The sequence below is a fragment of the Rhizobium sp. NZLR1b genome (assembly GCF_019685155.1).
GTDB lineage: Bacteria > Pseudomonadota > Alphaproteobacteria > Rhizobiales > Rhizobiaceae > Rhizobium.
This window is the reverse complement of the sequence record NZ_JABDWC010000004.1, coordinates 73806-92682: the sequence shown is the minus strand read 5'-3', so window position 1 is coordinate 92682 and position 18877 is coordinate 73806. Positions and strand designations below refer to the sequence as shown.

Annotated in this window: 18 protein-coding genes; 14 read left to right on the top strand and 4 right to left on the bottom strand. The window is 61.7% G+C overall.

Features of this window, described 5'->3' with window-relative positions; all coding sequences use genetic code 11:
- Position 1 precedes the first annotated feature (1 nt).
- From nadA to HJB84_RS07130, 4 genes are all read left to right on the top strand, one after another.
- Positions 2 to 973 carry a quinolinate synthase NadA gene (nadA, locus tag HJB84_RS07145; protein ID WP_221115583.1) on the top strand — a complete coding sequence of 324 codons (972 nt, stop codon included), beginning with the start codon at positions 2 to 4 and terminating at the stop codon, positions 971 to 973.
- Positions 970 to 2511 carry an L-aspartate oxidase gene (locus tag HJB84_RS07140; protein WP_221115582.1) on the top strand — a complete coding sequence of 514 codons (1542 nt, stop codon included), beginning with the start codon at positions 970 to 972 and terminating at the stop codon, positions 2509 to 2511. The genes nadA and HJB84_RS07140 overlap by 4 nt, the downstream gene beginning before the upstream one ends.
- Complete coding sequence (nadC, locus tag HJB84_RS07135) at positions 2489 to 3376, top strand: carboxylating nicotinate-nucleotide diphosphorylase (RefSeq protein WP_221115581.1); 888 nt, start codon at positions 2489 to 2491, stop codon at positions 3374 to 3376. Before HJB84_RS07140 ends, nadC begins: the two co-directional genes overlap by 23 nt.
- Positions 3377 to 3462: 86 nt before the next feature.
- Positions 3463 to 3849, top strand: coding sequence for a VOC family protein (locus HJB84_RS07130; RefSeq protein WP_207585401.1), 387 nt, complete (start codon positions 3463 to 3465; stop codon positions 3847 to 3849).
- A gap of 205 nt (positions 3850 to 4054) precedes the next feature.
- On the opposite strand, the gene HJB84_RS07125 is transcribed toward HJB84_RS07130, so the two are convergent.
- Positions 4055 to 4600: a cysteine hydrolase family protein gene (locus HJB84_RS07125; RefSeq protein ID WP_221115580.1), complete on the bottom strand. Its 546-nt coding sequence runs from the start codon at positions 4598 to 4600 to the stop codon at positions 4055 to 4057.
- Between the two features lie 96 nt (positions 4601 to 4696).
- Between HJB84_RS07125 and HJB84_RS07120 the strand changes: the two genes are divergently transcribed.
- The 6 genes from HJB84_RS07120 to HJB84_RS07095 all read left to right on the top strand — a co-directional run bounded on the left by HJB84_RS07120 (position 4697) and on the right by HJB84_RS07095 (position 10576).
- Positions 4697 to 5716: a GlxA family transcriptional regulator gene (locus HJB84_RS07120; RefSeq protein ID WP_221115579.1), complete on the top strand. Its 1020-nt coding sequence runs from the start codon at positions 4697 to 4699 to the stop codon at positions 5714 to 5716.
- A 209-nt stretch (positions 5717 to 5925) separates the two neighbouring features.
- The gene (locus HJB84_RS07115) at positions 5926 to 7878 is read left to right on the top strand and encodes a tetratricopeptide repeat protein (RefSeq protein ID WP_221168293.1); all 1953 of its coding nucleotides are present in this window, start codon (positions 5926 to 5928) and stop codon (positions 7876 to 7878) included.
- A gap of 103 nt (positions 7879 to 7981) precedes the next feature.
- Positions 7982 to 8125, top strand: coding sequence for a hypothetical protein (locus HJB84_RS07110; protein WP_165504814.1), 144 nt, complete (start codon positions 7982 to 7984; stop codon positions 8123 to 8125).
- Positions 8126 to 8138: 13 nt separating this feature from the next.
- On the top strand, positions 8139 to 9503 hold the full coding sequence (locus tag HJB84_RS07105) for a YcaO-like family protein (protein ID WP_259671040.1): 1365 nt from the start codon (positions 8139 to 8141) through the stop codon (positions 9501 to 9503).
- Complete coding sequence (locus HJB84_RS07100; RefSeq protein WP_207585397.1) at positions 9500 to 10243, top strand: TfuA-like protein; 744 nt, start codon at positions 9500 to 9502, stop codon at positions 10241 to 10243. The genes HJB84_RS07105 and HJB84_RS07100 overlap by 4 nt, the downstream gene beginning before the upstream one ends.
- A gap of 66 nt (positions 10244 to 10309) precedes the next feature.
- Positions 10310 to 10576, top strand: coding sequence for a hypothetical protein (locus HJB84_RS07095; protein ID WP_207585396.1), 267 nt, complete (start codon positions 10310 to 10312; stop codon positions 10574 to 10576).
- A gap of 31 nt (positions 10577 to 10607) precedes the next feature.
- Here the strand turns inward: HJB84_RS07095 and HJB84_RS07090 are convergent, their stop codons facing one another.
- From HJB84_RS07090 to HJB84_RS07080, 3 genes are all read right to left on the bottom strand, one after another.
- The gene (locus tag HJB84_RS07090; protein ID WP_207585395.1) at positions 10608 to 11012 is read right to left on the bottom strand and encodes a helix-turn-helix domain-containing protein; all 405 of its coding nucleotides are present in this window, start codon (positions 11010 to 11012) and stop codon (positions 10608 to 10610) included.
- Positions 11013 to 11215: 203 nt separating this feature from the next.
- Entirely contained in the window at positions 11216 to 12052 is an 837-nt protein-coding gene (locus tag HJB84_RS07085; protein WP_221115578.1) for an amidohydrolase, read from the bottom strand.
- 76 nt (positions 12053 to 12128) lie between these two features.
- A complete protein-coding gene (locus HJB84_RS07080; protein WP_221115577.1) occupies positions 12129 to 12914 on the bottom strand; it encodes an IclR family transcriptional regulator in 786 nt (261 codons plus the stop codon).
- Positions 12915 to 13325: 411 nt separating this feature from the next.
- Between HJB84_RS07080 and HJB84_RS07075 the strand changes: the two genes are divergently transcribed.
- The 4 genes from HJB84_RS07075 to HJB84_RS33490 all read left to right on the top strand — a co-directional run bounded on the left by HJB84_RS07075 (position 13326) and on the right by HJB84_RS33490 (position 18877).
- Positions 13326 to 14060 (top strand): SDR family oxidoreductase, encoded by a 735-nt coding sequence (locus HJB84_RS07075; RefSeq protein ID WP_164012404.1) that lies wholly within the window; start codon positions 13326 to 13328, stop codon positions 14058 to 14060.
- Between the two features lie 66 nt (positions 14061 to 14126).
- Positions 14127 to 15404: an L-fuconate dehydratase gene (locus HJB84_RS07070; protein WP_221115576.1), complete on the top strand. Its 1278-nt coding sequence runs from the start codon at positions 14127 to 14129 to the stop codon at positions 15402 to 15404.
- 246 nt (positions 15405 to 15650) lie between these two features.
- Entirely contained in the window at positions 15651 to 18230 is a 2580-nt protein-coding gene (locus HJB84_RS07065; RefSeq protein WP_221115575.1) for a caspase family protein, read from the top strand.
- 23 nt (positions 18231 to 18253) lie between these two features.
- Complete coding sequence (locus tag HJB84_RS33490) at positions 18254 to 18877, top strand: tail fiber domain-containing protein (RefSeq protein WP_246762884.1); 624 nt, start codon at positions 18254 to 18256, stop codon at positions 18875 to 18877.

Genomic DNA, 18877 nt, shown 5'->3' with positions numbered 1-18877 from the left:
CATGAACCACCCTGTTTCCGCATCCTCGCTCTACCAGCGCGTCAGCCGCGTCATTCCCAAAGCCGAATGGATGACCTTCGAAAACGACGTCGACGCCATCCTCGAGCTGAAGCGCCGCCGCAACGCCGTCATTCTGGCGCACAATTATCAGACCCCGGAGATCTTCCACGGTGTGGCGGATATCGTCGGCGACAGCCTGGCGCTCGCCCGCAAGGCGATCGAGGTCGATGCCGACGTGATCGTGCTGGCCGGCGTGCATTTCATGGCCGAGACCGCCAAGCTGCTGAACCCCGAGAAAACCGTGCTGATCCCGGATCTCGGCGCCGGCTGCTCGCTGGCGGATTCGATCACGCCAGAGGATATCGCCCTCTTGCGCCAGGCCCATCCCGGCGTGCCCATCATCACCTATGTCAACACCTCGGCCGCGGTGAAGGCCGCCTCCGACATCTGCTGCACCTCGGGCAATGCCAAACAGGTGGTGGAATCGCTCGGCGTGCCGAAGGTGCTGATGATCCCGGACGAATATCTGGCGCGCAACGTCGCCCGCGAGACTGACGTCGAGATCATCGCCTGGCACGGCCATTGCGAGGTGCATGAACTCTTCACTGCAGAAGACGTGCGCCAGCTGCGCGAAAACCATCCCGGCGTGACGGTGCTCGCCCATCCCGAATGCCCGCCCGAGGTCGTGGCCGAAGCGGATTTCGCCGGCTCGACCGCGGTGATGTCGGACTATGTCGGCAGCCGAAAGCCGGCCCGCGTCGTGCTGCTCACCGAATGCTCGATGAGCGACAATGTCGCCGTGCATCATCCCGACGTCGAGTTCATTCGCCCCTGCAATCTCTGCCCGCATATGAAGCGGATCACGCTTGGCAATATCCGCGCCGCCCTTGAGGAAAACCGCCACGAGGTGACGGTCGATCCGGCGATTGCGGTGGCCGCGCGCCGCGCCGTCGAGAGGATGCTGGCGATATGACCGAGGTTTTCGACCATCTTGCCGGACGCACGGTGATCGTCGGCAGTGGCCTTGCCGGGCTGATGACCGCATTGACGCTGGCGCCTGAACCTTCCGTCATCGTCACCCGTGCCGCCCTTGGCGCGGAAACGTCGAGCGCCTGGGCACAGGGCGGCATCGCCGCCAGCATGGGCGCCGACGACAGCGCGGCGCTGCACCTTGCCGACACGCTTGTCGCCGGCGACGGGCTCTGCGATCCGGCCGTGGCCGCCGGCATTATTGTCGAGGCGCCGGCAGCGATCGCCGCGCTGGAACAAGCCGGGGTGCGTTTCGACAGGAATGCCGCCGGCGAACTCTCGCTTGGGCTGGAGGCCGCCCATAGCCGCCGCCGCATCGTCCATGTCGAATGCGACGGCTCGGGTGCGGCGATCGTCGCCGCGCTGGTGCGGGCGGTGATGCAGACGCCTGCCATCACCGTGCTCGAAGGCTTCGAGGCGCGGCGGATATTGATGGACGGCGAGCAGGTGGCCGGCCTGCTCTGCGCGACCGCGAGGGGGGCGGTCATCCTGCCGACGTCGAAGGTGGTGCTCGCCACTGGTGGCATCGGTGGGCTTTACGACGCGACCACCAATCCGATGGGCAATTTCGGCCAGGGCATCGCGCTGGCGGCCAGGGCAGGTGCTGAACTCGCCGATATGGAATTCGTCCAGTTCCATCCGACGGCGCTCAATTCCAGCCGCAGGCCCTTGGCGCTCGTCAGCGAGGCGGTGCGCGGCGAGGGGGCCGTGCTCGTCAACGAACGCGGAGATCGGTTCATGGTCCGCATATCAGGCGCCGAGCTTGCGCCGCGCGACGTGGTGGCGCGCGCCATCAGCGCCGAAATCGCCCGCGGCGGCAAAGTCTTCCTCGACGCCCGCGATGCGCTCGGCAGCCGGTTTGCCGCACGCTTTCCCGTCATCTCGACCCTTTGCGGCGAGGCCGGCATCGATCCGGCGAAAGACCTCATTCCGGTGCGCCCGGCCGTTCACTATCACATGGGCGGCGTTGCCACCGACGCCAATGGCCGCAGTTCGGTGTCCGGTCTCTGGGTCGCCGGAGAGGCGGCCTCGACCGGCCTGCACGGCGCCAACCGGCTCGCCAGCAATTCGCTGCTGGAGGCGGCGGTGATGGGCATGCGGGCAGCGCGCGACATATCGGGATTGCCGGCACGGGGGACCAGCACCGTCCTCGCCGAGGAGCTGCCGGTGCCGGCCGATGCATCGCTCGTCCGGCCGATCGTCTCGCGCCATCTCGGCGTGCTGCGCAATGCCGGCGCCGTTGAGGGCGCGATCGCCGCCTTGCTGCCGCTTGCCGAAGGCGACGGCCCTGCCGCCGATCCTGGAACCGTCGCGCTGCTGATCGCCGTCTTTGCCAGCCTGCGGATGGAATCGCGCGGCGCCCATGCCCGCACCGATTTTCCGCTGAAGCTCGGCGCTGCCGACCGGTGCCGCATGCGCCTTTCCCAAGCGCTGGGGATCGCCCGTGCGACCCCGCCCTATGCCCTTGCCAGGAGTGCCTGAGATGAGCCTCGTTCCGCTTCAGCGCCTGATCGTCGAACCCTTGGTCCGGGCGGCCCTGCTCGAAGATCTCGGTCTTGCCGGCGACATCACCTCGGCGTCGGTCATCCCCCACGATCATCGCTCGACGGTGGTGATGGCCGCCCGCCAGCCGGGCGTAATCGCCGGTCTCGATGCGGCCGAACTCGCTTTCACTCTCGTCGATCCGGAGATCGTCATGCGCCGCCAGCTCCAGGACGGCGATGCGGTCAAGCCGGGCGACGTGATCGCCACCATCGAAGGTCCCTCACGCGGCCTGCTGACGGCTGAGCGCACTGCGCTGAATTTCCTCGGCCATCTCTCCGGCATTGCGACGGTGACGGCAGAGATTGCCGGCGCCATCCGCGACACCAAAGCCTCCGTCGCCTGCACGCGCAAGACGACGCCGGGGCTCCGGGCGCTGGAGAAACATGCGGTGCGGGCCGGCGGCGGCATGAACCACCGTTTCGCGCTCTATGACGCGGTGCTCATAAAGGACAATCACGTCGCCATTGCCGGCGGCGTCACCGAGGCGATCCGCCGGGCGCGAGCCGGCGTCGGCCATCTGGTGAAGATCGAGGTCGAAGTAGACACTCTCGACCAGCTGCGCGAAGCTATGGAGACTGGCGTCGACGCCGTTCTGCTCGACAATATGACGCCCGCTCAACTGCGCGACGCCGTCGGCATCGTCGCCGGCCGGGCGATCACCGAGGCCTCCGGCCGGGTCACGCCGGCAACGGCTGCCGCAATCGCGGCTTCCGGCGTCGACCTCATCTCCGTCGGCTGGCTGACGCACAGCGCGCCGGTACTGGATATCGGGCTCGATTTCGTCGGGGCGGCGGTGAACTGACGATCATGACACCATAAATAGCAGTTGCGCGAAATCGGATGCCGATATAGAACAAACAAAGAACGTTTCGCAAATCGGAGGTTTACGTGATCGATCACACCGGAATCACCGTGAGCGATTTCGCGCGCTCCCAAGTATTTTACACCGCCGCTCTTATGCCGCTCGGCTACAGGTTGCTCAAAGATCTGGGTGTTGCTGCCGGCTTCGGTGTAGCAGAAGGTTTTGGCCGCAGCTTGGATCCGGGCGGTGATTTCTGGATTTCCCGAGTCGAACTGCATCATCCCCGCGTCCATATCGCCTTCGCTGCAGAAAGTCGTGCTGTGGTGGACGCTTTTTACAATGCCTCTCTGTCCGCCGGGGGGACGGACAATGGTCCGCCCGGACTGCGCCCGCATTATCATGCAGATTACTATGCTGCCTTCGTCCTCGACCCTGACGGCTACAACATCGAGGCGGTTTGCCACCTTCGATAAAGCAGAGACGATCGGCGGCTTTGTCCAGCTGCAGCCGCAGTCCCACTTTCGGTTGAAGGTGTAAACTATCGAGTGCCTTGATCCGTGTCAGGTCTTTCGGGCGCCATCTACCTCGCGGTTGCAAGAGCATGGCCGCATCGGGGCGGACGCGGGCAGCACTCTCGACAACGCGATCGTCAGCGCCGATGTCCTTCGTCGACGCACATTAAGCTGACAGGAGTTCGCTCACGGCAAGGACCTTACCGTAGCCAGCAGCAAGCGCGCCCATATATGCGGCATGAACCTGCGCGGCCGAGATGAGCTGGCCATCAAAACTGAGATCACGGGTGGCGCAGGCGTCATGGACGATGATGGTGTCATAGCCGTAATCAACAGACGCACGGCTGGTGGCATCGATGCACATATGGCTCATCGCGCCGACCAGCACGACCTCCTGGATACCTTCTGCGTCCAGCTGCTGCTTCAGGTCCGTTTCCCGGAATGAGTTCGGATAGTGCTTTGTGATGACGATTTCACCGCTCTTTGGTTCAACGGCTGGTATGAAATCGACACCCGTTGTGCCCCTCGCAAAAAACGGAGCATCGGCTCTGCCTTCGTGGCGTATATGGATCACCCTGTCCCCGGATGCGCGTGCGGCGTCTAACACTTTGACTGCATTGGCAGTTGCCTGATCAATTCCGACAAGAGCGTGTCTTCCCGATGACAGATAATCCTTCTGAAGGTCGATGGCGATGATTGCACGCTTGCTCATGTGATTGTTCCTTTTCAATTCGTCAGGTGCCCTGGATATCCGCTTCTCCCTTGTGATAGGAGTGGCGATATCGACAAAGTTCGGGGTGATATTGCCATGAGACAGTTTCCGACAGAAATCGGTATCCTGGTCTATCCAGGCTCGCAGGCGGCGGCAGTCCTGGGCATGACCGACCTCCTGACTTACGCTGAGAGACAAACCAGACTGCAAACCGATGGCAAAATGCCTTCGCTAAGGATCACGCATTGGCAAAAAGAGCCGAACGACAGCATTCCAACGTGCATTTTCGACACCTCGCCCGGGAAAGAGAACGCCCCGAGCGTCCTCGTTATCCCACCCGGTTTAGGAGAGCTTGCTTCGAAAGAGACTGCGAGTGAATATTCCAAATGGCTGCATGCGCTTCACGCGCAAGGCACCTGCCTTGCCTCAGTGTGCAAAGGGGCCTTCCTACTTGCAGAGACCGGATTGCTGACCGGTCGAACCGCAACCACGCATTGGGCTTATGAAGAGGAATTCCGATTGCGGTTCCCGAAAGTTGTCGTCGATACTGATCGGCTCATCATCGATGACGGTGATTTGATAACGGCAGGCGGCGCCATGTCATGGATCGACCTGACCCTCAGACTTGTCGACCGTTTTCTCGGCCCATCCATCATGATCAGCACAGCGCGCGCATTTGTGATTGACCCCCCGGGGCGCGAGCAAAGGAACTACAGCGCCTTTTCACCCAGGCTCGATCACGGAGACCTGGCTATTTTGAAGGTTCAACATTGGCTTCAGGCGCATGATGGCAAGGAGATGAGTCTTGCCGCTTTGTCCGCTCAAGCAGGACTTGAGCGGCGGACGTTCATTCGTCGCTTCCAAAAAGCGACGGGACTCACAACGGGGGATTACATCCAGCGGCTTCGCGTCGGCAAGGCACGCGAGCTTCTGCAGTTCGGCAAGCTGCCTGTCGAAAAGATCGCGTGGGAGGTCGGTTACAACGATCCGAGCGCTTTTCGTAAAGTTTTCGGCAAAATTACAGGTCTTTCTCCCGGTGACTATCGACAGCGCTTCGGTGTCAAAGGGGCCGAACAAGCGCCTTACAAAATCAGTGGCAGGCCGACTCCATATTGAAATATATTTGGTGACAGTGCCGCATCGGCACGCGAATCGTCTCTCATGGAAAATATCGGCAAAGCATCTTCTCGGCGAGCGACACGTGAAAATGCAAATATTCGCTGAAACTTCTTCTTTTACCGCTATGCGCGGCGCTCTTATAGTTCTAACATCATTTCTGCGGCGGCTGCGTTTGCGCGCCTTGGCTTTCAGGGGTGAGAACCGGGATGCAACGGACATCCGGACAGATGTCGACGAACAGGCTGTGCCTGCTCGGAAGACCGAGGCTGCTGGCAGCGGGGAGGGAACTCCCCTTGCCGGAGAAGTCTTATTTTCTCCTCGCCATGCTCGCCGCCGAAGCCAATCTCGAACTGGACCGCGAAACCGTCAGGCGACAGCTCTGGCAATCGGAACTGCCGGAAAAGCGTGCCGGCAGCCTGCGCCAGCTGCTGTCGCGTATCGAACAGAGCATTCCCGCCGACCTTCCGCCGCTGCTTGCCGCAACCCGAACCCATATCGGGCTTGCGGACGGCTGGGAGGTCGACGTTCATCTCCTGAAGCAGAAAGCGCCGCTCGCCCCCGAAGACAGCGATATGCTGAACGGCGAATTGCTGGAAGGCGCCAAATCGCCGACGCAGGGCGCCGAGGACTGGCTGACCTTTGAGCGCCAGCGTATCGACGAATTGCGCTCCGCCCATCTCACCCGGCTGATCGAGACGTCGGAAGACAGGTCGGACGAGGAGCAGGTCGCACTTGCCAAGCGCCTGCTGGAACTCGATCCTGCCAGTGAGACGGCCTATCGCGCCTTGATGCGCACCCATGTCAGGATGAACGATCCGGCTGCGGCCCGCCAGGCCTATCTGAAGTGCAAGAGCCAGCTGAAGGACGACTTCGACACCGAGCCGGAGGAAAGCACCACAGCGCTCGCCCGCGAACTCGGCCTGATCCCGGCAGCACAAGCGGCAGTGCCGGAGCGCCCATCGGCGCCGGGAATGTTTGCCGATCTGCTTGGCCAGCCGCGCATCATCATCCTGCCGCCGGAAAGCATCTTCACCGATCCGCTGATGGAGCGCGTCGGCAGGGCGCTTCTCGAAGACGTCACCATCGGCCTCAGCCAGCAGCGCGGCTTCAAGGTGATTGCGGCGCATACGAGCCTGGAGATCCTCAGCCGCTCGATCGATCCCGCGCGTGCCGTGCCCGGCCCGCTCGACCTCAGCTTCGACTATGCGGTCTACGTCACCATTCAGGGCCGCGACGAGGATGTCTTTGCGACTTGCCGGCTGACCCGGACGACGACGTCGGAGGTGATCTGGGCCATCGAACTGCCGCTGGTCATGCAGAAGATCAGCGAGTCCTTCACCCATCTGACGCGGCGGATCGTCTCCTCGCTCGCCGACACGATCGAGCGCCACGAATTGGCGATGCCAATTGGCGAGGCGCCGGCCTCTGCCTATCGTCTCTATCTCGAAGGCAAGCGGCTGATCGCCCATACCGACCTGCAGCATCTGCGCCAGGCGCGCAAATGGTTCAAATCCTCGCTCAATCGTTATGAGCATTTCTCGGCCGCCCATGCCGGCGTGTCACGCGCACTCGGCATGGAATGGCTGATCCGCGGCATGCGCGACAAGGAACTGCTCGATGAGGCCAACGGTGCCGCCCGCCTTGCGCAGCAGTCCGACCCGAACAGCGGCCGGGCCTACCGCGAGCTTGGCTTTGTGGCGCTTTATCGCCGCCGCTTCGACGAAAGTCTGGAATATTTCCAGCAGGCCCAGGATCTCAATCCCAACGATGCCGACATCCTCGCCGATTTTGCCGACGCGCTTTCCCATGACGGCGATTTCGACCGGGCGCTGGAGCTCAGCCGCGCGGCCTTCAAGCTCAATCCACTGCCGCCGGACTATTATTACTGGAACCTCGGCGGCATCCACTTCATGCGCGAAGAGTATGAAAAGGCGATCGAGGCGCTGGAACCGGTGAAGACCAAACAGGCGACGGCGAGACTGCTTGCCGCCTCGCATGCGATGGCGGGCGACAAGGGCAAGGCCGAGAACTATGCCCGGACGGTGCTGGAAAACTTCCCCGATTTTCGCAGCGAGGACATCCGTCATTTCGTCCCCGATCGCGATCCCGCCTTCACCGAACCGCTGATAAAAGGCCTGCAACTCGCCGGTCTTCCCTGATTGCATCGCCTTTTAACGAAGCCTGTAACGCTTAAATGACGCGGGCAATGTTTCTCTCCAATGGTTAACGGCAGCGAGCTGCCCGACCAATTGGAGATGGAACATGAAGACGAATGCTGAAACCACCGCAGTTCAGACACAGTCCCTGCGCTTCTCTGCAGCTGCCAGAGCAGCGATGAAACAAGATGAACTCAACGTTTCCGCCAATGCGCTCGAGAGCCTGACGCATGCGCTGAGGTTCCGTTAAGGACGAGACCGGTATGTCCGCTTTCGCCGATCTAGAGCAATTCCAGCAAAAGTGTGAAGCGGTTTTGCGTCCGGAATTGCGTGAAAACAAAAAGATAGAACATTTTCTTGATTCGAAGAAAAACGGAAATGCTCTCGAAACGCTTGCCGGTGACCTCAAACGATCATCGGCCGGCGTCAGCGATTATCATGACCGCGCCGTCACGCCTGCTCAGACACTTGCAGCCATCAGGCCGCATCTGCGCGAATTCGGCATCACGCGCGTCGGCCTGCTGACCGCTCTGGACGTCTTGAACATCCCGGTCGCCTTCGCGACGCGGCCGAACAGCCATACGCTCTCGGTCTTCCAGGGCAAGGGTATCGACAACGAGGCCGCCATGACCTCGGCCGCCATGGAAGCGATCGAGACGCGGATCGCCGAAATCCCACCCGCCGATGTGACGCTGGCGACGACCGCAAGCATGCGGGCGGAACATGCCGCCATGATCGATCTCGACAATGTCGCCCGTTGCGCGCCAGACGAGATCGGCAACGGTCTCATTCCCTGGTGCTCCGGGCTCGACATCCTTTCCGGCAGCACTGTCTACGTGCCCTGGTGGCTCGTCGGCCTCGACCATTGCGGCGAAAGGCCGCCGGGCTTCGAGCAGTCGAGCGATGGACTTGCCTCCGGCAACACACCGTCCGAAGCGGTCCTGCATGGACTTTGCGAGCTGGTGGAACGTGACGCCTGGGCCTTAACCCAGCTGAAATCGCCGCAGCAACTGAAGGAAAGCCGCATCGATCCCGCCTCCTTCGGCGATGCGGTCATCGACATCATGACCGATCGGATCACCCGCGCCGGCATGCGGCTGCTGCTGCTCGACATGACCACGGATATCGGCATTCCCGCTTTTCTGGCCGTCATCATGCCAGGCAATCTTTCCGACCGTGTCGACGCGCGCTGGGCGCATGTCTGCGGCGGCTGCGGCTGCCACCCCGACCCCGCGCGCGCGGCGCTGCGCGCCATCACCGAAGCGGCGCAGAGCCGGTTGACCGCGATTGCCGGCAGCCGTGACGATTTCTCGCCGCGCATCTATCAGCGGCTCGACCAGAGTGCGGCGATGCAGCAGGTGGTCGAGCTCTGCGAGGGCGACGGCCGGATGCGCGCGTTCCAGGCCCGTCATTGCCGCGCTGCGACGATCCAGGAAACCATCGGCGAGATTGTCGAGCGGCTGGCGGCAAGCGGCATCGAACAGATCATCGTCGTGCCGTTTGCGCATCGGACCCTGCCGGTCTCGGTCGTCAGGGTGATCGTGCCCGGCCTGGAGGTCGATATCTCGGGCCAGTACATCCAGCTCGGCATGCGGGCAGTCAACACCATGAGAGGAGCCCAGCCATGAAGGTGCTGTTCGTAGGCCCCAGCCTTGGCAGCGATCTTGCCGCGGCGAGAGCCATGTCTCCTCGCATCGATTTCCGGCCGCCGGCCGCCTGCGGCGATATCCTCAAGGCCGTTCACGACGGCGCCACCGCGATCGGCCTCGTCGACGGTTATTTCGGCGATCTGCCCTCGGTCTGGCACAAGGAAATTCTGTTCGCGCTCGAACATGATGTCGCCGTTGCCGGCGGCGCCAGCATGGGCGCGTTGCGGGCGGCCGAATGCGCGCCCTTCGGCATGGTCGGGCTTGGCTCGATCTTCGAAGATTACGAGGCCGGGCGGCTGCTCGACGACGAAGCCGTCGCGCTGGTGCATGCACCGCAGGCGCTGGGTTGGCTGCCGCTCTCGGTGCCCTGGGTCGATTTCGAGCCGACGATCGATGCGCTTCTTGCCAATGGCGAGATCTCGTCGGGCGAGCGCAAGAAACTGCTGCTTGCCGGCCGTTTCCTACATTTTTCCGAACGCACCTATGCCAAGGTCGTCGACGAGTGCCATTTCCGCAAGCCGCGCCGCGACCAGATCCTCGCCGCTGTCCGCCAGAATCGCGTCGAGCGCAAGCGCAGCGACGCCCGGCTGGTGCTGGATTGGCTGCGCCGGGACGAATTCCTGCCCGTTAACCGTGACTGGCGCTTTGCCGCGACCTCGCATTGGGAGCTGCTGCACGCCGAAGTCACGCGCAATGCGGTTCCTGTAACGCTTGAATAACGGTAACGGCAGAAAGATGCAGTGGTGATGGAATCGTAGGGTTTCACGGCCAAAGGGGCGGGAACGATGTTTGAACAACGCAACGAAGCTACAGGCAGCGAATACGCAAGGATCTTCCGGCTGCTGTCGGCAGCCAAGGAGGAGGCTGAAAAGCTTCAGCTGCGGAATCTGATGCACCTGACGAACATGGCGCTGCTGCAGGTCGTCATCGATTGGGACGGCATAGATCCCGACAGGGAGCTAGACGTCAATCTCGAAAAGCTGCTCGGCAGCAAAGCCAAGATCGCAATGAAGGACGCCAGCGAGAATCTGATCCTGATCGATCGCCACTGACCCTTATGCGGATCGGCTTAAGGACAACGGCCTATTCGGCCGCTTCGCTATCCAGCTGTTCGGTGTTGGCAATCGCCTGAACGAGCTTCAGGATCTTCTTGCGAAGAGCTTCGTTCTTGATCGAAAAGAACGCCGCATTGAGAAGCACGCCTTCGCGCGAAATAATGAATTCTTCGCTCGGAGCCGGGTTGTCGTTGGCCGTATCGGGGGCCGACAGGTCGTCGAAAAACGTCCTGACATCGACCTTCAGCGCGCCGGCGATTTCAACCAGCATGCTGGCGGAAACGCGGTTGGAACCCTTTTCGTATTTCTGGATCTGCTGGAACGTTACACCAACCCGATCGCCCAGTTCCGTCTGAGAAACTTTCCTTAGCAGACGCTGGATACGGATGGTCTTTCCGACGTGAACATCGACGGAATGCGGTTCTTCTTTCATTTTTTCCCTCCTGAGGACATCGGATTAGAAGTATTCGCCAAATCCGTGTCTGACAACTTTTACCTGAGATGGCTAAAGCTAGCAATTGCTTGGTGGTAAGTCGTCCCAAACCGAAACACTGCGTCGCTTCGTCCTTACACAAGCAAAAGACATGCCAAAGTAGCACTTTTATAAGGCACAGCACATCACGTGATTTCGTGACGTCAAAGCGACCAGAGACGCTGTGCATTGGCGGAAAGCAGCTTGGACCGCTCCGTCTCGCTGCTGCCGGAAAGCACGGCGTGGGTCGCCGCGACCCAGGTAGAGAGGCCGCCGCCGAGCGTGCAGACCGGCCAGTCGCTGCCCCAGACGACACGATCCCAGCCGAAACTTGCAATCACATGTTCGATATAAGGCCGCAGAGTTTGCGCCGTCCATGTCTTGGCATCGGCATAGGCAACGACGCCGGACACCTTGCAGACGACGTTTGGCCGCCGGGCAATCTCCGATAGGCCGACTTTCCATGGCTCGAAGGCATCGGAGCGGATATCCGGCACGCCGCAATGGTCGAGCACGAACTGCACATCCGGCGCGAGATCGACGAGGGCGCTCACGCGGCCTGCCTGGTGCGGCAATGTGCAGAGGTCGAAGGTCTGGCCGCTGCCGCCAAGGCGGCGGATATTTTCGCGAAACAGGGCGCCTTCCGACACGTCGTCGGGCACGACATGCAGCACGCGGCGGAACCCCTTGACGAAGGAATCGGCCTTTTGCCGCTCGAGATAGGCGGCAAAGCCTTCCTCTTCCGGCCGGCAGGAGACGATGGCGCCGGCAATCAGGCTGCCTTCCTTTCTGGCGATACCGGCGATGTGGTCTGTCTCGCCCTGCATCGCGGCGGGATCAACGTCGACCTCCATGTGCAGCGCCGTGGTGATGCCGCAGCGCCGCGCCTCGGCCGCATAGGTCTCATAGAGAAAATCATGATCGAGATCGGGCACCTGGGAAAGCCAGGGATAGGGCAGTGCTGAGCGATCGATGATGTGCAGATGGGTGTCGATGAGCACGCTTTTCTCCTCCAAGGCAGGCTGTACCGCAAGCTATCCCCGGTGAATGGATTGTTCAAATAAAAATTATCGCCCGTCAGGCGGGGCTTGCGACGTCGGCGCCGGCAAGCAGCGAAAGCTGGTTGGCGGTCTTTTGCACCTGCATGATCGCCTGGGTGATATCGGGAGCCGTGGGTGCATTGACAAGCGCAATGAAGGGGCAGGTGAGGGCGGCGATGCAGCGCCCATCCGGCCCGAGAACGGGCGCGGAGAGATTGTAGACGCCGGATGTCTGGGCGCTCGCCATCATCTCGTAGCCGCGCTCGCGGATCTGGTCGAGACGATCGTAGAAATCGGCGCCGAGCTCGATGTCGGCGCGACTGCGCACATGTTCCGAGATCATCATCTCCCGCTCCTCCTCACTGCGGAAGGCGAGCAGCACATGCCCCGAACCGGTGTCGAACAGGCTGATATGGGCGCCGATGCGGATCGAGAATCCCCAGTAGTCCGGCGCCTCCTGCTGGGCAATGACGACAGCCGCGCCGCGATCGAAGACGGCAAGGTGATTGGCCTGGCGCGTGCGATGGGCGAGATCGCGCATCAGCGGTGTGGCGTAGGAAGCAAGCCGGCGCACCGGCGTGTGCAGTTGCGCAAGACCGAAAAGCTTCAGCGTCAGCGAATAACGGTCGCCATCCAGCCGGGTGACGTAACCGCGGCGCACCAGGCGGTCGAGCATGCGGTAGAATTCATTGGGACTGCGGTCGAGCCGCTTGGCAATTTCCGCCTGGGTGAGGCCGCTGTCGACGCTGGCGAGCAATTCCAGGATATCGAGGCCCTTATCGAGCGCAGGAGCGCGGTAGCGGTCTGACTCGTCGGTCTCCATTCCTTCCTCCTGTGAATATCAATCTGCATATACGCAGAACCACGGTCGGAAAAGGAAAAGTTTACGCTTGACCCTTGGCTGATCGTCTGTTTGTCTATAAACAGACAAATCATCACTGAAGACGCAGCTCGGTATCACGTGAGATATCGCACGCTTCGGAAACCAAACCAGGTGGCAGGCTGCCAGCACTATCTTGCCGGAGGGCGGTCAGAGCGCGCAAAGTGGGAAAAGGCGTATGCCCTAATGCATGTCGCCCGGAAGTGTGCAGCGGTTCCGGGGTAACGACATGCATAAAAACAAAGGACTAAACCGCGTCGCATGAACCAAGTTTGATGCGACGCGCTTTAGTCCTCGTCAACACAAACTGCATTCCATCGTCCAGCGTAGACACTTCCAGAAAAGGCCCGTGACATGACAAACAGACTTTCCGGCAAGACCGTGCTCATCACCGCCGCCGGCCAGGGCATCGGCCGGGCGACGGCGGCAGCCTTTGCCGCGATCGGCGCCAAGGTCCACGCGACCGACATCAATACCGAGGCGCTGGCGACGTTAGCTGCGGAAACCGGGGTTTCCACCCATCAGTTGAACGTGCTCGATGAGGATGCGGTCAAGGCTGTCGTTGCCGAGATCGGCGCGGTCGACGTGCTGTTCAACTGCGCCGGCTTCGTTCACGCCGGCTCGATCCTCGAGATGAAGGATTCCGATTTCGAATTTGCGCTCGACCTCAACGTCAAGGCAATGATCCGCACCATCCGCGCCGTGCTGCCCGGCATGCGCGAACGCAAGGACGGGTCGATCATCAACATGGCCTCCGTCGCCTCGAGCATCAAGGGCGTCCCGAACCGCTTCGCTTATGGCGTCACCAAGGCGGCGGTCATCGGGCTTACCAAATCCGTTGCCGCCGATTATGTCGCCGAGGGCATCCGCTGTAACGCCATCTGCCCCGGCACGGTGGAAAGCCCGTCGCTGCAGGACCGCATGCGCGCCCAGGGCGATTATGACGCAGCCCGCGCCGCCTTCATTGCCCGCCAGCCCATGGGCCGCCTCGGCTCGCCGGAGGAGATCGCCGATCTCGCCGTCTATCTCGCCGGCGCCACCTACACGTCAGGCCAGGCAATCGCCATCGACGGCGGCTGGACGATCTGACATCAGCTGATGTTGCGGCCGGCAGCCTTGCCGGCCGATCCGGCTATTGCAATTGGGAGAACAATCATGACCCGCATCACCGACCTTCGTGTCTTCGATCTCCGCTTTCCCACCTCGCAAAGCCTGGATGGGTCGGATGCGATGAACCCCGATCCGGATTATTCGGCCGCCTATGTCATTCTCGACACCGATGCGTCTGATCTTGCCGGCCATGGCCTGACCTTCACCATCGGCCGCGGCAACGATATTTGCTGCATGGCGATCGAAGCGATGCGCCATCTCGTGGTCGGCGCCGACCTCGGCGACGTGCTCGCCCATCCCGGAAAATTCTGGCGACATCTGACCAGCGATAGCCAGTTGCGCTGGATCGGCCCGGAAAAGGGCGCCATTCATCTGGCAACCGGCGCCGTCGTCAACGCCGTCTGGGATCTGCTTGCCAAACAGGCGGGAAAGCCCGTCTGGCGGCTCGTCGCCGAGATGTCGCCTGAGGAGATCGCCGATATCGTCGATTACCGCTATCTCACCGACGTGCTGACGCGTGAGGAGGCCGTCGAGATCCTCAAGCGCGCCGAGGCAGGCAAGGCCGAACGTATCGCCATCCTCGAAAAAGAGGGCTACGCCTGTTATACGACCTCGGCGGGCTGGTTGGGTTATGAGGACGAAAAGCTGCGCCGCCTCTGCAAGGAGGCGATCGACGCCGGCTTCAACCATATCAAGATGAAGGTCGGCCGCGACCTGGACGACGATATCCGCCGCTTGAGGATCACCCGCGAGGTGATCGGTCCCGATCGTTACTTGATGATCGACGCCAACCAGGTTTGGGATGTCGGCCAGGCGATCGACTGGGTCAAGGCGCTTGCCCCGGCCAAGCCCTTCTTCATCGAGGAACCGACAAGCCCCGATGATATTGCCGGCCACCGCAAGATCCGCCAGGCGATCGCGCCGGTGAAGGTCGCGACCGGCGAGATGTGCCAGAACCGCATCATGTTCAAGCAGTTCATCGCCGAAGGCGCAATCGACATCGTCCAGATCGATTCCTGCCGCATGGGCGGGCTGAACGAGGTTCTCTCCGTGCTGCTGATCGCCGCCAAGTTCGGCCTGCCGGTCTGGCCGCATGCCGGCGGCGTCGGCCTCTGCGAATATGTGCAACACCTGTCGATGATCGACTACATCGCGGTATCCGGCACCAAGGAAGGCCGCGTCATCGAATATGTCGATCACCTGCACGAACACTTCCTCGACCCCTGCCGGATCGAGAGCGCGGCCTACATGCCGCCGACCTTGCCGGGCTTCTCCATCGAGATGAAACCAGCCTCGATCAGCAACTATACGTTTCGAAGCTAAGGAAACTTCGCCGGTGCTGACGTATCCGCTGCCGGTGGCAGGATAAAATTCCTGATTTCGACAGTCTTTCCTGCCGATAATGGGCTTCCAATATGAGAGGACTGCTCCAATTCACTTGGAGGCGGGCGAAGCTTGCTTTTTTTAGCAGTGAGGAATATTTTCAAACGGTGAATGCGGAGGGGGCCTAGCACCAGCAGGCCAGCAAATTTTATTGAACTTAAACAATAGAATGTTTGCGATCGAGCCATGCCCAAGTTCCACAATGCCTGGAGACTATGCGCTTATCTGCTGACCGTGGCGGCAATACTGCTGTCGATCGGCGTCGCGCATGCCGCCATCACGCAAGAGAGCGGCCGCCGCGTCGCCCTCGTCATCGGCAATTCGGTCTATAAGACGCTGCCTTCGCTTCCCAACCCCGCCAATGATGTCGAAGAGGTCGCAGCCACGTTGCGGGCGGCCGGTTTCGACGTGACGATCGGCATCAATGTCGATCGCATCGGGCTCGAGGATACGGTGCGCCGCTTCCTGCGTTCGACCAGCAATGCCGATGCCGGCCTGATCTATTATTCGGGCCACGGCATCCAGGTGGGCGGGCAGAATTTCATCGTGCCGGTCGATGCGACCTTGGAAACGCCCTATGACGTCGAGACGCAGACCATGCCGCTCGACCTCATCCTGAACCATCTCAAGCAGAATTCGCGGGTGCAGTTGATCTTCCTCGATGCCTGTCGCAACAATCCGTTCAACGCTCAGAAATTCTGGATGGCGGAAAAACTGGAACCGGTCGGCGCCACCCGCGGGCTTGCGCGCATCGACAGCGATCTCGGCAGTCTGATCGCCTTTTCCACGGAACCCGGCCAGGTGGCGCTCGATGGCACCGGGGCGCTGAGCCCCTATTCCGAATCCTTCATCAAACGCGCCAGCGAACCCAATAAGGAAATCCGCCAGGTGCTGACCGATGTGCGCCGCGACGTCATCGCCATGACCGGCGGCAAGCAGGTCCCCTGGGAAAACTCCTCGCTGATGGACAGCTTCTATTTCATTCCGGCGCCGCCGCCGCCAAGCGTCGAGTCGATGCAGCAGGTGAGCGTGCCGGAAGGTGCTGCCGCCACCAAGCTGCCGATCGCCCCGCCGCATGACGAAACCGGCTCGACGCTGCTCGTCACCCTGACCCAACTTCCCCAGACCGGCAAACTCACCTTCGACGGCAAGCCGGTCGAGCAGGGCGCCAAGATGCCCGCCGCGGCGCTGACGGCGCTGACCTATGATTCCTCAGGTGTTACCGCCGGAACCGTCGGCCTGATCGGTTACACCGTGAGTGATCCCTATGGCCAGGCGACGCAGGGCGTCGTCGCGATCACCGTCTCGGCGGATGCCGGCGCCAAACTCGCCCAGCTCGAACAGCAAAAAGAGGTGCGGCTTGCCGATGCCGACGCCTATCTGAAGACCCTGTCGCGCGACGTCGGCACGACGATCGGCGTCGGCCCCGTCGCGGCCAGCCTGCCGGTCGTGCCGGCATCGGCGGCGGAAATGACCTTCAAGGTCGCAGCCCTACCCGACAAGGGCACGCTGCGCGCCGGAGACCGGGTAATCGGGCTCGGCCATGTGCTTGAGGCAGCCGATATTCCGGGCCTTTCCTACGAGCCGCAGATCGGCACGGAGAATCAGCCTTTCGCCCTGACGCTGCAGGCCGCCAACGACGATCTGCCGCCCGCCACCGTCACCTTCAAGCCGGTGCTCGACGCCTGCGACACCGCAGCCGCCGCACCCCTCGACCTGCAGGGCGTGACCGCAGGCAAGCTGCCGAACGAAATCGACCCCGATGATGCCCTGCCGGCCTGCACCGAGGCGATAAAGGCCTATCCCGAGGTGGCCCGCTTCGTCTACCAGCTCGGCCGCGCCCAGCTTGCCAACCGCGACACCAAGACGGCTTTCGCAACGATCAAGCAGGCGATGGATGCCGGGCATGTCCGGGCAATCTACGAATTGTCGAGCCTTTACGAGTCCGGCGCCTCCGTTCCGCGCGATGCAACCAAGGCAAGCGAGATCGCCAAGGCTGGTGCGGCCAAGGGCGATCCCTTTGCCCTGCACAGCTACGGCAAGGCCCTCTACTACGGCCGCGGCACCAAGGCCGATCAGCAGCTGGGATTACGCTTGATGCTGCAGGCCGCCGATCTCGGCCATACCTACGCGATGAACGAGCTCGGCTATATCTTCCTGAACGGCGTCAACGTTCCGGCTGATCCGGAGCGCGGCATCCGCTTCTACGAAGCCGGCGTCCAGCGCAACGACATCTATTCGCTGAACAATCTTGCGCTCGTCTACCGTTTCGGAAAAGGCGCCCCGGAGGATCTCCCGAAAGCGCTCGACCTTTTCACGCGGGCTTCAGAGGGCGGTCAACCCTATGCCCCGACTAATCTCGGGCGCATGTACCGCGACGGCATCGGCGTTGCCGCGGACAAGGCGGAAGCTGCGAAGTGGCTGGAGATGGGCGCCGAACGTGGCGACTATTGGGGTGCACTCGACCGCGCGATACTGGCGAAGGAAGACGCTGCGGACGCTGACCACCTGGTAACGGCGGCCCGTTATTTCGCGCTGGCGACCGCCGTCAACATGCCAGGCAGTGGCGATCCGAAGAACCAGGCAAAGGCGGCGCTCAAGGCCTTGCCGAATGCCGCCAAGAAGAAAGTGGAGGAGACCTTTGCCGCCGAGCTGACCGCTCAGGAACAAAAGGCGCTTCCAAAAACCAAATCGCTCGATGACAGGCTCGTTCAGCTCGCCAAGGCGACATGGGTAAAGCGAAATCCGAGGTACGATCTCTTCTAAACGGCGATCCGGGGGCGCCCTACATGACAAGAAAGCTCATCATCCGTGTTCTGCTTTGCTCGACCTTCCTTGCAGGTTCAGGCGCAATCTTGCAGAGTTGCATCTTCGACCCTGGCGCCAAGACGCTATTCGCCAGTGAGGAGCCCGCCAGGAACGTTACGCCTGGCAGGAAAACCACGCCCGCCGTTAGAAAAGTGGCCGTAAATAGCAATCAACCGGCTTTCGCCCGCTCCGAGAACAGTTCCAGTGGGAATTCCAGCTCTGGCGGCGGCATGGGCGGCGGCTCTGGTTCCAGCAGCTCTTCCAGTTCAAGCAGTTCATCGAGCTCCTCGGGTACCTCGTGGTCTGATCGCCGCCTGAAGACCGATATCCGCCGCCTTGGCACTTCGGCTGAAGGTATTCCAATCTATGCTTTCCGTTACATCTGGGGCGGGCCGATGTTCATCGGCACGATGGCGCAGGACCTGTTGACGATCAGACCCGATGCGGTCATCGCTACCGGATCGGGCTATTACATGGTCGATTATGACAAGCTCGACCTTGCGATGATCTCAGTGCCGGAAGAGCGGTCACCGTTCACAGTTGAAGCAGCGTTGGCGCAGGCGGTGAAGGCGGCGCGGAAACGCTCCGTCCAGCCGGCAATGTGA

Coding starts and splice junctions, on each gene's coding strand:
- HJB84_RS33490 (WP_246762884.1), top strand. CDS start 18,254: ATGACAAGAAAGCTCATCATCCGTGTTCTGCTTTGCTCGACCTTCCTT.
- HJB84_RS07105 (WP_259671040.1), top strand. CDS start 8,139: ATGTCCGCTTTCGCCGATCTAGAGCAATTCCAGCAAAAGTGTGAAGCG.
- HJB84_RS07075 (WP_164012404.1), top strand. CDS start 13,326: ATGACAAACAGACTTTCCGGCAAGACCGTGCTCATCACCGCCGCCGGC.
- HJB84_RS07140 (WP_221115582.1), top strand. CDS start 970: ATGACCGAGGTTTTCGACCATCTTGCCGGACGCACGGTGATCGTCGGC.
- HJB84_RS07090 (WP_207585395.1), bottom strand. CDS start 11,012: ATGAAAGAAGAACCGCATTCCGTCGATGTTCACGTCGGAAAGACCATC.
- HJB84_RS07110 (WP_165504814.1), top strand. CDS start 7,982: ATGAAGACGAATGCTGAAACCACCGCAGTTCAGACACAGTCCCTGCGC.
- nadC (WP_221115581.1), top strand. CDS start 2,489: ATGCCCTTGCCAGGAGTGCCTGAGATGAGCCTCGTTCCGCTTCAGCGC.
- HJB84_RS07115 (WP_221168293.1), top strand. CDS start 5,926: ATGCAACGGACATCCGGACAGATGTCGACGAACAGGCTGTGCCTGCTC.
- HJB84_RS07070 (WP_221115576.1), top strand. CDS start 14,127: ATGACCCGCATCACCGACCTTCGTGTCTTCGATCTCCGCTTTCCCACC.
- HJB84_RS07080 (WP_221115577.1), bottom strand. CDS start 12,914: ATGGAGACCGACGAGTCAGACCGCTACCGCGCTCCTGCGCTCGATAAG.
- HJB84_RS07120 (WP_221115579.1), top strand. CDS start 4,697: ATGAGACAGTTTCCGACAGAAATCGGTATCCTGGTCTATCCAGGCTCG.
- nadA (WP_221115583.1), top strand. CDS start 2: ATGAACCACCCTGTTTCCGCATCCTCGCTCTACCAGCGCGTCAGCCGC.
- HJB84_RS07100 (WP_207585397.1), top strand. CDS start 9,500: ATGAAGGTGCTGTTCGTAGGCCCCAGCCTTGGCAGCGATCTTGCCGCG.
- HJB84_RS07125 (WP_221115580.1), bottom strand. CDS start 4,600: ATGAGCAAGCGTGCAATCATCGCCATCGACCTTCAGAAGGATTATCTG.
- HJB84_RS07065 (WP_221115575.1), top strand. CDS start 15,651: ATGCCCAAGTTCCACAATGCCTGGAGACTATGCGCTTATCTGCTGACC.
- HJB84_RS07095 (WP_207585396.1), top strand. CDS start 10,310: ATGTTTGAACAACGCAACGAAGCTACAGGCAGCGAATACGCAAGGATC.